The sequence below is a fragment of the Collinsella sp. LCP19S3_B7 genome (assembly GCF_052121795.1).
GTDB lineage: Bacteria > Actinomycetota > Coriobacteriia > Coriobacteriales > Coriobacteriaceae > Collinsella.
In genome coordinates this window covers 35,815-47,379 of record NZ_JBQKDO010000015.1, presented here as the reverse complement: position 1 = coordinate 47,379, position 11,565 = coordinate 35,815, and the positions used below count along the sequence as shown (strand labels likewise).

Sequence of the window (11,565 nt, the reverse complement as noted above, 5' to 3'; positions counted from 1 at the left end):
ACGGTGAGCCCGGCGCCGCGAAGCGCCCTGGCCCTCTCCACCATTCTCCTACTGTATGCCATGCGGACTCCGTTCCGGACCTCAACGGTCCAACTTTTTGTCCGCAGTCCCCGTCCAGAATGGGCCGCGCTTTCCCAAAGGGGGTCCTCTGGGAAAGCGCGGCCCAGAATTCGGCAAAATAATGGGGCACAGTTTCCGGTTGAGCCTTCTGGCGGAAACTGTGTCCCATCGTTGACACTCGAAGTGGGATGTGGTTTCCGTCCCGCTCTCGACAAGCATCTAACGCTACAATAACTACCACGTGGCTGGGTCTGGCCGGCCAAATGTGCGATGCTGCGGGAGGGGACATGGTCGAGTTTACAAAGACGATTAAAGATCCGTTGGGACTACATGCCCGCCCGGTTGCGCTTCTCTATGACATTATCGCCAAGCATCGTAGTGACGTGTCGGTCAGCATCGGCGATCGCCACACGGATGGCCGCGATATCATGGGACTCATGGCCCTCTATGGTGAGTGCGGCGAGAGCGTTGTCTTTCGTGTTTCGGGCGCGGATGAGGCCTCGTGCGTCACGTCGATCAGAAACCTCTCGCTCTAAGCGTAACAATGTGAAAAAGGGAGAGTCCCCTCTGTTGCATACATTGGTATGACAAGGCACCGCAAAGAGACCGTCTTTGCGGTGCCTTTGTTTAATATAGGAAACTTTTTCGAAAACTGAATAGAGATTCTTTCCAAAAAGTTAACCGCGTGTTATTTTACTAGTTCGAACATAGACGCGGTTAACTTTTATCGCGTCGATGTTGAGGACGAACCGATGTTAGGAGCTCACTCATGTCTTGCGGACCGCAGATGCCGGCCATGCCGCTTTCGATGGTAAAAGCGGGCGAAACCGTGCACGTTTCTCGTGTAAAGGGCGATGAGGACATAAAGCACCGTCTCAAGGACCTCGGCTTTATCGAGGGCAGCGAGATCCACGTGGTGAGCTCGAGTGGCGCCAATATCATCGTCACGGTGCTGGGCGCACGCTTTGGCATCGATTCCAAGGTTGCCATGCACATCATGACCGTCGGTTAATCCGCAGCATTTCATAAAAACCGAAAGGGGGACAAGAGGATGAAGACGTTGGGTGACGTTAAGGTGGGCGAGAGCTCTACCATCGTCAAGCTTCACGGTGAGGGCGCGCTTCGCCGCCACCTTATGGACCTGGGGCTCATCAAGGGCACTTCGTTTAAGGTCGTGAAGGTTGCACCGCTCGGTGATCCGGTCGAGATCAACGTGCGCGGCTACGAGCTTTCCATCCGCAAGGAGGAGGCGGCCGTCGTCGAGGTCCAGTAAGGGCCCACGACGTATATTTCTGCAGATTAAGTTAGATATTTCTAACTTAATGCAGTAACTTTGAAGCACATTATCCATCCTGCGCGGAGAAAGCAGCGCGGGCAAACAAGGAAGAAGGATTGAATGGCGGATTCTCAGATCCATGTCGCGCTGGCGGGTAACCCCAACTGCGGCAAGACCACGCTTTTCAACCTGATCACCGGCGCCAACGGCTACGTTGGCAACTGGCCCGGCGTCACGGTTGAGAAAAAGGAGGCCAAGCTCCTGAGCGACAAGAACGTTACCATCACGGACCTCCCCGGCATCTACTCGCTTTCCCCCTACAGCCCCGAGGAGCAATGCTCGCGCGATTACCTCATGAGCGGCGAGCCCGATGTGGTCGTCCAGGTGGTCGACGCCACCAACCTCGAGCGCAACCTGTACCTGGCGCTTCAGGTTATCGAGACCGGCCTACCCGTGGTCGTTGCCCTTAACATGGCCGACTTGGTCGAGAAGAACGGCGACAAGATAGACACGGACAAGCTCTCCAAGAAGCTCGGCTGCCCGGTCATGATGATTTCGGCCCTTAAGAACAAGGGTATTAAGGAACTGTTCGAGCAGGTTAAGAAGTCCGCTGCTTCCAAGGGCCAGGTGCCGGAGCACAAGTTCGATTCCTCCATCGAGGACGTTCTGGACCACATCGAAAACAACCTGCCGGCGAGCGTTCCCGCCAACAAGCGTCGCTACTACGCGGTTAAGCTGTTCGAGCGTGATGCGGACGCCTGCAAGCTCATCAACCTCACTAAGGAGAAGGCCGCTCGCGTGGAAGAGCTGGTCGCCCAGTGCGAGCAGGACTGTGATGACGACGCCGAGTCCATCATCACCGGTGAGCGCTATGGCGTCATCGCGCACATCATCGACGAGTGCCTCACCAAGGCTCCGGCCAAGATGAGCACCTCCGAGAAGATCGACCGTGTGGTTACCAACCGTATCCTGGGCCTGCCGATCTTTGTGGTCATCATGTTCTGCGTGTACTACATCGCCGTTTCCACCTTAGGTGGCACGGTGACCGACTTCACCAACGACCAGCTCTTTGGCACCGACGGTTGGTATGTGCTCGGTCAGGGCCGCGACGCCTACGATGCAGCCGTCGAGGCTGCGGGCGACGATGCCGACTCGGTTGACCCGGCGCAGTACGGCCCCTATGTCCCGGGTATCACCACCGTGGTGCACGATGCCCTTGTGGCGGGTGGCACCGAGGACGGCGGCCTGGTCGATTCGCTGGTCTGCGACGGCATCGTCGGCGGTTTGGGCGCCATCTTTGGCTTTGTGCCGCAGATGTTCCTGCTGTTCGTCATGCTGTCTTTCCTGGAGGATTGCGGCTATATGGCCCGCGTTGCCTTTATCATGGACCGCGTGTTCCGCCGCTTTGGCCTGTCCGGTAAGTCCTTTATCCCCATGCTCGTGTCCTCGGGCTGTGGCGTCCCCGGCGTCATGGCCACCAAGACCATCGAGAACGAGAAGGACCGCCGCATGACGGTCATGACCACCACGTTTATTCCCTGTGGCGCCAAGCTGCCGATCATCGCCCTGCTCATGGGTTCCATCATCGGCGATTCTTCCACCACCGCCGCGTGGATCAGCCCGCTCTTCTACTTCCTGGGCGTCTTCGCCGTCATCGCCTCGGGCCTTATGCTCAAGAAGACCAAGCTCTTCGCCGGTCGCCCGACGCCGTTCGTTATGGAGCTTCCTGCCTACCACTTCCCGGCGATCCGCTCTTGGGCACTGCACGTGTGGGAGCGCTGCTGGGCCTTTATCAAGAAGGCCGGCACGGTCATCTTCGCATCCACCGTCGTTGTTTGGTTCCTCTCCAACTTTGGAAGCTACAACGGTTCCTTTGGCTTCCTGCCTGCAATGGACGGCATCCCCGAGGAGTTCATGGACTACTCCGTGCTTGCCATGCTCGGTAACCTGGTCGCTTGGATCTTCGCTCCGCTCGGCTTTAGCACCTGGCAGGCAACTGCACTGACCGTCTCGGGCCTTGTGGCTAAGGAGAACGTCGTCGCCACCGCCGGCTCGCTGCTGTCCGTGGCTGATGCCGCCGAGACCGACCCGAGCCTGTGGACTGCGTTTGCCGGTATGTTCCCCACCATGGGCGCTTGCGTTGCCTTTGGCGCGTTCAACCTGCTGTGCGCTCCGTGTTTTGCCGCCATGGGTACTATCCGCAACCAGATGGATTCCGGCAAGTGGACTGCGATTGCCATCGGTTACGAGTGCGCCTTCGCTTGGGTGATCGGCCTGTTCATCAACCAGTTCTACAACCTGTTTGTGTTGGGACAGTTTGGTATCTGGACGATTGTGGCCATCGTTCTGCTGGTTGCGATGCTCTTCCAGATCTTTCGCCCTATCCCTGCGCATGCATGGACCGACGAGGACGAGACCAACACTGCTTCCGCCGCAGTTTCCGCTTAAGTCCGAATAAGGATTAGCCCCTTTCCACGAGCCCGGGTGTCCCAGCGACACTCAGGCTTTTTGGCGTAATGGGGGACAGATTGCTTTGCTCCAGAAGTAAGATGTGGCGTTTCCGCAGATAAAACCGACCAAAATAAACCTGTCCCTTTTTGGTAGGTGGAAAATAGGGTAAAGTAAGTGCTGGTTAACTAGAGGAGGCTTGCTATGGCACCTATCGATATTGTTGTTCTGGCTGTTATCGGTATTGCGTTTGTCGCGGTATGCGTGCGCATCTACCGCAAGGGCACCTGCGCCGACTGTGCTCAGGGTGGCGTTTGCACGGGGCATTGCTCCAACAAAAAGACGTGTGCCGCACTTAAGGGCGTGGACAAAATCGCCGAAGACCTGGGCCGCGGTATTCATTAGTCGAACGGCGCTTGGGCATGTATGACTGCAGATACGGCAGCTGCTGATACGATAGGTGTGTTAGCAACTGCCGCCGAGCGGCTCAAACGAAAGGAACCCTGTATGGAGTCCTGTGCCTACCCGATGCTCTTTAGCCCGATCAAGGTCGGTACGACCGAGGTCAAGAACCGCGTCTTTATGCCGCCGGTATCTACCAACCTAGCCGATCACGGCTATGTGACCGACGACTTGGTCGATCATTACCGTGCCCGCGCCAAGGGCGGCGTGGGCCTCATCATTACCGAGGTCGTGACGGTTGAGCCCACCTATACCTATCTGCCGGGTGACATGTGCTGCTACGACGACACGTTTATCCCCGGCTGGGAAAAGCTCGCCGCGGCCGTCCACGAGTATGGCTGCAAGATCATGCCGCAGCTCTTCCACCCCGCCTACATGGCCTTTAACATTCCGGGCACGCCGCGCCTGATCGCTCCGTCCTTTGTGGGCCCGTCCTATGCCCGCGAGGCACCGCGTCCTATCACGGTCGATGAGATTCACGAGCTCACGCATCAGTTTGGCGACGCTGCCGTACGTATGCAGAGGGCCGGTGTCGATGGCGTCGAGGTCCATGCGGCACACGCCCACGGCATGCTCGGCGGCTTTTTGACTCCGCTCTACAACAAGCGTACCGACGAGTACGGCGGCTCGCTCGACGCCCGTATGCGCTTCTTGCTCGAGGTCATCGCCGAGATTCGCGAGCGCTGCGGCAAGGACTTTATCATCGACGTCCGCATCTCGGGCGATGAGTACACCGATGGCGGCCTGACCCTCAACGACATGATCTACGTCTCGCGTCGCCTGGAAAAGGCCGGCGTCGACATGATTCACGTGTCGGGCGGCACCACCATCAAGCGTGGCTCCGCGATTCCCGCCGCCGGTACCCAGCAGGCCTCGCACGCCGCCTGCTCGCGCGAGATCAAAAAGCACGTCAACATTCCCGTCGCCACCGTCGGACGTATTAACGAGGCCTGGATCGCCGAGGAGCTGATCGAGGACGGCGCGGCCGACATCTGTATGATGGGCCGCGCCAATCTGTGCGATGCCGAGTTCTGCAACAAGGCAGCCGCTGGCAACGCCGACGAGATCCGTCCCTGCATCGGTTGCCTGCGTTGCCTGAACGGCATTATGTTTGGCAAGCGCATCTCCTGCACCGTCAACCCGGACGTGGAGCGCGACGAGGCTGGCTACGAGCCTGCCGCCGAGGCCAAGAACGTACTGGTTGTGGGCGCCGGTCCCGCGGGTATGGAGGCAGCCTACATTGCCGCCAAACGCGGTCATAACGTGGTGCTCGTGGATAAGCAGGACGAGCCGGGCGGCGAGATGCGCATCGCAGCCGTTCCGCCGGCAAAGCAGGAACTCACCCGCGTGATCAAGTATCAGTACCGTCGCCTGGCCGAGGCCGGCGTAAAGTGCGTCTTTGGCACCGAGCTTACTGCCGAGGACATTCAGCGTGACTACGCCGACTACGAGGTCGTCCTGGCCTATGGCGCCGAGCCTATCGCCCCGGCCTTCATGCAGGGCTTTAAGCAGGTTATGACGGCTGACGACCTGTTGGGCGGCAAGGCTTTCCCGGGCAAGAAGATCGTCATCGTGGGTGGCGGCACCGTTGGCTGCGAGACGGCCGATTACCTGGCCCCGTTGGTCAACGACCTGTCGCCGGCCAACCGCGACGTCACCGTCATCGAGATGACCAAGACGCTCGCCGCCAACGAGGGTGGTGCCGGTCGCGCGGTGCTCATCACGCGCATGCTCTCAAAGGGCGTTCACGTGCTGACCGAGGCCAAGGTGACCGAGATTACCGAGGACACTATCAGCTACGAGAAGGACGGCGAGGTCCACACCATCGCCGGTGCCGATACGCTGGTGCTTGCTATGGGCTATCGTCCCAATACCAAGCTGGCCGACGACCTGGCGGCAGCCGGCGTTACCACTCACGTGCTGGGCGATGCCAACAAGTGCGGCAACATTCGCGACGCCATCGGCGATGGCTACAAGGTCGCCTGCGAGCTCTAGTCAACCCCTTGTTGCATGGGGACAGGTTGCTTTGCACCAACTTGGTGCATGTGAACCTGACCCCATTGCACCATTTGATAAAACGCAAGCGGCGGCCGTCCCGTGTTTGGGCGGCCGCCGCTTGCGTTTTATCAAAGAAAGATCATTGCCGAGCCTTAAATGCCTTTTGTCTGTGTGCCTTCCACAATCATGTTGCGGTTGTAGGCCAGGTGCAGATACATCGCATCGTGATCGATTGAGCCATACGAAAGCGAAATTATGCGTCTTAATTCCGTACGCAAATCAAGATGAAAACCGTTTGCGTCTCGGATAAATCAGTACGCAAACGGTTTTCGTCTTATATCTTGAAGGCCTACAGGCGAAACGATTCGGCAACGGTGGAGGTCGACCGGTTTGAGTATGGCAGGCTGACGCTCGAAGGCAGCAACGTAACGTTCGACGCGCTCATGTCGGCTCGCCAGGACTTGAGTTTTCACACGCTCGAGCATAAGTGTGTTGAACATCTCGGCATTTCTGAGCTAACGCCGGATATTATGCGCACGCTTCGCTTGCTCGGCAAAGATGGCTATACCAACGCTGCGGCGATTTTGGCGGATAAGAATGATTTTCCGGGCATCGACTGCGTCCGTTTTGGTGATACCGAGGATGTGATCTTGGATCGCGAGGCGGCGACAAATGTATCCGCAATTGAGCAGGTGGACAGGGCGGTGGCTATGTTTGCACGCTGCTACCGTTATGAACGTATCGAAGGGATGGAGCGCGTCCAAACCGATCGAATTCCTCTCGAGGCGTTTCGCGAAGCTGTCGCAAATGCTTTGGTGCATCGGACGTGGGACGTTCGAGCTATAGCAACCCGCATAGCGTGCCTTGATCATCAACCGTCCGTATTTCGCAGCAACTTATAACAGGCTCGGGGTGCCAATTTGGGGTGCAGTAGTGCTGCGCCACGAAAAGGGCCTATCTACTACGTTTAAGCCTCAGGGGTCAACCATAGTCGGCTTTTTCGAAAATCGACAAGCTGCCTACCTGCGGTTTTGTTTTCACGGTTTTTGGTATGGCCGAGGCTATCCGTGTTAACGTAGTAGATGGGCCACTTTTGTGGCAAGGGGCCGATCTGCGGGCTAGGGTAGCTAAAAGAGCCCCGTCCCAAAAAGACTGATTGGGAGCTGGGGCGTGTCGATGCGATAGTATTGCATGGTGGTATTCGACTAACCGAGGGTTTATCCGAGGGCTTTATGGAACAGCACCAGCATAATCAAAGCTTGCAAGATCAGGCATACAATGCACTGCGCTCCAAGATCATCTATGCCGAGCTCAAGCCCGGCACGCGCCTTTCGGCGATTGGTCTGGAAAAGGAGACGGGAATCGGGCGTACGCCCATTCGCGAGTCCTTTGTGCGCCTGCGTGAGCAGGAGCTGGTGGAAACGCGTCCCAAAAGCGGCACCTACGTCTCTAAGATCAGCATGGAGCGCGCCGAGAACGCCTGTTTCTTGCGCGAGAAACTCGAGCGAAGCGTACTCATTAAATGCTGCTCGGTCGCCACGCCCGAGCAAAAGCATCGGCTCGATCAGATTCTTGCCGAGTCCGAGTCGCTCGACCATGGCGAAACGCGTCGTTTCTTTGACCTGGACAACCTGTTCCATGAGACGTGTTTTGAGATTGCCGGCCGTCACATGTTGTGGGATTGGATGAAGAGCGTCAATACGCATTTTGAGCGATACAACTGGTTGCGTATGGTGTCGCAGGATCTAGATTGGGAGCCGATTCGTCGGCAGCATCGCCGGATTCTCGAGGCCATTAAGAGGGGCGATACCGACGCGGCGAGCTATCTGGCCGAGACACACCTGCACCTGATGCCCGAAGAGCAAGGTCCGGTTATCGCCTTACATCCCGATTATTTTGAGCTGTCCAAAGACTCGGCTATCTAGCCCATTATCGCATCTGCTCGAGACGCAAAAACGATGCTGTTCACCTACAGCGTTTTGCAACCGAGATTTTTAAAAAATGCCTAAAATGGCTCAGACTGCCGACAATGGGGAAACGGGGTGCGCTATGGCGCAGATGAGAATCAAGGACATTGCCGTCGAGGCGGGTGTGAGCCCGGCCACGGTCTCGCGCTATCTCAATAACCGCCCCGGGCAAATGACCGAGGAAACCCGTGCTCGCATTGCGGAGGTTATCGAGCGTACCGGCTATCGCCCACGTGCCGCCGCGCGCAATCTGCGCAGCTCGCGTACCAACCTCATCGGCGTGATCTTGGCCGACATCGCCAACCCGTTCTCTAGCGCCATGCTCGAGGGCCTTTCCGCCAGCGCCGCCGCGCGCGGCTGCTCGCTCATGACAGCCATTAGCGGCAACGATCCTGCCAAGGAGGCCGAGTCGCTCACCAGGCTTATCGACGCTGGCGTGGACGGCCTGGTCGTCAATACCTGCGGTGGTAACGACGAGGCGATCGTCGCGGCAGCGGGACGCCTGCCCGTTGTGCTGCTCGACCGCGACGTTGCCGACGGCGGTGTCGATCTGGTGACATCTAACAACCGTGAGCTGGTCGCCGGCTTGGTAGACGCCTTGGCTGCTGCGGGCAGCGAGCACCTGTGCCTGCTCACCGAAGCAAGCGACGATAGCCCCGTCCGTCGCGAGCGCGCCGAGGCCTTTACCGACGAGCTTTCGCGCCGCGGCCTTGCCGGCGAGGTCGTCACCTTGGCCGATGGCGGCGCCACGGGCGTCGGCCGCCTGGACGAGACCATCCGCGGCTATGCAGGAAAAGAGCTCGGCCTCATTGCCGTCAACGGCCTGGTTTTCCTGAGCCTGACCGAGGCGCTGGCTCAGCTTGGTCCCTCGCTGCCGGCGGGGCTCAAGATCGCGACGTTTGACGACTGTCCCTGGAACCATGTGCTCTTTGGCGGAGTCACCACGGCCGCGCAGGACACCCTCACCATCGCCGAGCGCGTGGTCGATCGCCTCTCCGAGCGTATCGACGTTGTTACCACCACCGTGGGCGATGCCGCAAAGCTCGCCCCTAAGCGCATCGAGGTTCCCGGCCACATCGAACACCGCGCTTCGACCTCGCGCTAGCCGCTCGTTCGTAACTGCCTGTTCGCGCACGTTTTTTGGGCGCTTGATACGCTTTAACCCTGCGGAAACATTTTTCTGCGATAGTATCTGCGATATAGACCAGTCGAAACCCGCCCGAAAGAAAGGGGAGCGACATGAACCAGCAGAACATCGATTACGTACTCCGTTCCGTAGAGCAGCGTGACATCCGCTTTGTGCGTCTGTGGTTTGTCGACATTCTCGGCCGCCTCAAGAACTTTGCTATTAGCCCCGAAGACCTCGAGGTCGCTTTTGAGGAGGGTATTGGCTTTGACGGCTCCGCCATCGAGGGCTTTGCCACGCCCGAGGAAGCCGACATGCTCGCATTCCCCGATGCTTCGACCTTCCAGATCCTGCCGTGGCGCCCGAGCCATAACGGCGTCGCCCGCGTGTTCTGCGATGTGTGCACCCCCGACCGCAAGCCGTTTGCCGGCGACCCGCGCGACGCCCTGCGCCGCATGTTCTATAAGGCCGAGAAGGCCGGCTACCTGCTCAACGTGGGTGCCGAGCTGGAGTACTATTATTTCCCCGACGAGCACACCCCCGATCCGCTCGACAACGTGGGCTACTTCGACCTTTCGGTGAGCGATGCCGCTCGCGACCTGCGCCGTAATACGGTCCTCACGCTCGAGAAGATGTCCGTGCCCGTGGAGTACACCTTCCACGCCGCCGGCCGCTCGCAGCACGGCATGAGCTTGCGTCACGCCGAGGCCCTGAGCATGTCCGACGCCATCACCACGGCCAAACTCATCATTAAGCAGCAGGCCTACGAGAGCGGTTGCCACGCCTCCTTTATGCCCAAGCCGCTGGCGGGCGAGGACGGCAGCGCCATGTTTTTGCATCAGTCGCTGTTCGACCACGACGGCAACAACGTCTTTTGGGGCGAGGACGACGAGAAGTACCACCTCTCCGATATCGCCAAGCACTATATGGCCGGCATTCTGGCACACGCGCGCGAGATCAGCGCCATCACCAACCCCACGGTCAACTCGTACAAGCGCATCACCACGGGCGGCGACTCCGTGCCACAGTACGCTACGTGGGGCCTGCGCAACCGCGCGAGCATGGTCCGCATCCCGGTCTACAAGCCCGGCAAGCAGCTGTCCACGCGCATCGAGCTTCGCAGCCCCGATCCCATGGCCAATCCGTACCTGGTCAACGCCGTCACGCTGGCGGCTGGTCTGGACGGCATCGAGCGCAAGCTGGAACTCCCGCCCGAGGCAACGGCCGAGACGCTCAAGCTTACCGACCGTCAGATGGTCGAGGCCGGCTATACGCCGCTGCCGCGCTCGCTCAAAGAGGCGCTCGACGTGTTTGAGGACTCGCAGTTTATGAAGGATGCCCTCGGCGAGCACATCCACAGCTTCTTCCTCAAAAAGAAGCGCGACGAGTGGCATAAGTTTGAGTCCACGATCACCGAGTGGGAGATCAAGCACTACCTGGCGAACTCCTAATCGCGCCGGCTTGTTCCAGTACGATTGAGCTCATTTCCTTGGAGGTCGATATGTCCGAAAAGAGTGCCCTGTTCATGGCGCGCACGACGCGCTTCCACGAGTTTGCCCGCAGCTTGACGACCACCCTGGGTGTCGAGGTGAGCCTGGCAACCCCCGATTCGCCGACTGCGGCGCATGACTTTGACCTGCTGATCCTCGATTCCGATGGCATCCGCAGCGACCGCATCGATCAGATTGCCAAATGGCTTGACGACCGCGGCGGCGTTCCCATGCTGGTGATCGTCGACGACGAGGCGCTCGGCACCCTGCGCCTGCCCAATCACGCGCATGCCGACTTTGTATGCCCCACGGCGACACCCAACGAGCTTAAGGCTCGTGCGCAGCGCCTGATGGGCGAGGAGGAGACCATCACCGCCGACGATGTGCTCAACATCGATAACCTCGAGATTAACCTGGCTACCTACCAGGTGACACTCGACGACGAGCCCATCGACCTGACGCTGATGGAGTACTCGCTGCTGAGCTTTTTGGCGACGCATCCCAACCGTGCCTACAGCCGCGAAGTGCTGCTGCACCGCGTGTGGGGCTTTGAGTACTGCGGCGGCACGCGCACCGTCGACGTGCACATTCGACGCATCCGCTCCAAGGTGGGCCCGCAGATCGCGGCGCACATTACCACCGTCCGCGGCGTGGGCTATCTGTTTAAGGACTAGCTTTTCACCGCAAAGGGGCAGGCGCCTTCGTGGTGGTTTTGCCGCATGCGTGGATCCCTTTCGA

Annotated in this window: 11 protein-coding genes; all 11 read left to right on the top strand. The window is 59.1% G+C overall.

The window, feature by feature from the left end:
• Positions 1-347 precede the first annotated feature (347 nt).
• The 11 genes from ACTQW0_RS07125 (at position 348) to ACTQW0_RS07075 (ending at position 11,501) form a co-directional block, all read left to right on the top strand.
• Entirely contained in the window at positions 348-596 is a 249-nt protein-coding gene (locus ACTQW0_RS07125) for an HPr family phosphocarrier protein (RefSeq protein ID WP_195838595.1), read from the top strand.
• A 233-nt stretch (positions 597-829) separates the two neighbouring features.
• Entirely contained in the window at positions 830-1,072 is a 243-nt protein-coding gene (locus ACTQW0_RS07120) for a FeoA family protein (RefSeq protein ID WP_229770688.1), read from the top strand.
• 39 nt (positions 1,073-1,111) lie between these two features.
• The gene (locus ACTQW0_RS07115) at positions 1,112-1,333 is read left to right on the top strand and encodes a FeoA family protein (protein WP_006234774.1); all 222 of its coding nucleotides are present in this window, start codon (positions 1,112-1,114) and stop codon (positions 1,331-1,333) included.
• 123 nt (positions 1,334-1,456) lie between these two features.
• Positions 1,457-3,784, top strand: a complete 2,328-nt coding sequence (gene feoB, locus ACTQW0_RS07110) for a ferrous iron transporter B (RefSeq protein ID WP_427719812.1) — start codon at positions 1,457-1,459, stop codon at positions 3,782-3,784.
• Between the two features lie 204 nt (positions 3,785-3,988).
• Positions 3,989-4,189 carry a hypothetical protein gene (locus ACTQW0_RS07105; RefSeq protein WP_117634210.1) on the top strand — a complete coding sequence of 67 codons (201 nt, stop codon included), beginning with the start codon at positions 3,989-3,991 and terminating at the stop codon, positions 4,187-4,189.
• A gap of 102 nt (positions 4,190-4,291) precedes the next feature.
• Entirely contained in the window at positions 4,292-6,241 is a 1,950-nt protein-coding gene (locus tag ACTQW0_RS07100; protein WP_441567539.1) for an FAD-dependent oxidoreductase, read from the top strand.
• Positions 6,242-6,528: 287 nt separating this feature from the next.
• On the top strand, positions 6,529-7,146 hold the full coding sequence (locus ACTQW0_RS07095; protein ID WP_441567537.1) for a hypothetical protein: 618 nt from the start codon (positions 6,529-6,531) through the stop codon (positions 7,144-7,146).
• A gap of 330 nt (positions 7,147-7,476) precedes the next feature.
• A complete protein-coding gene (locus tag ACTQW0_RS07090) occupies positions 7,477-8,169 on the top strand; it encodes a GntR family transcriptional regulator (protein ID WP_427719797.1) in 693 nt (230 codons plus the stop codon).
• 124 nt (positions 8,170-8,293) lie between these two features.
• The gene (locus tag ACTQW0_RS07085) at positions 8,294-9,316 is read left to right on the top strand and encodes a LacI family DNA-binding transcriptional regulator (RefSeq protein ID WP_441567535.1); all 1,023 of its coding nucleotides are present in this window, start codon (positions 8,294-8,296) and stop codon (positions 9,314-9,316) included.
• Between the two features lie 134 nt (positions 9,317-9,450).
• Positions 9,451-10,788, top strand: a complete 1,338-nt coding sequence (locus ACTQW0_RS07080) for a glutamine synthetase family protein (protein ID WP_441567533.1) — start codon at positions 9,451-9,453, stop codon at positions 10,786-10,788.
• A 50-nt stretch (positions 10,789-10,838) separates the two neighbouring features.
• Complete coding sequence (locus ACTQW0_RS07075) at positions 10,839-11,501, top strand: response regulator transcription factor (protein ID WP_427728642.1); 663 nt, start codon at positions 10,839-10,841, stop codon at positions 11,499-11,501.
• The last annotated feature ends 64 nt before the right edge of the window (positions 11,502-11,565 follow it).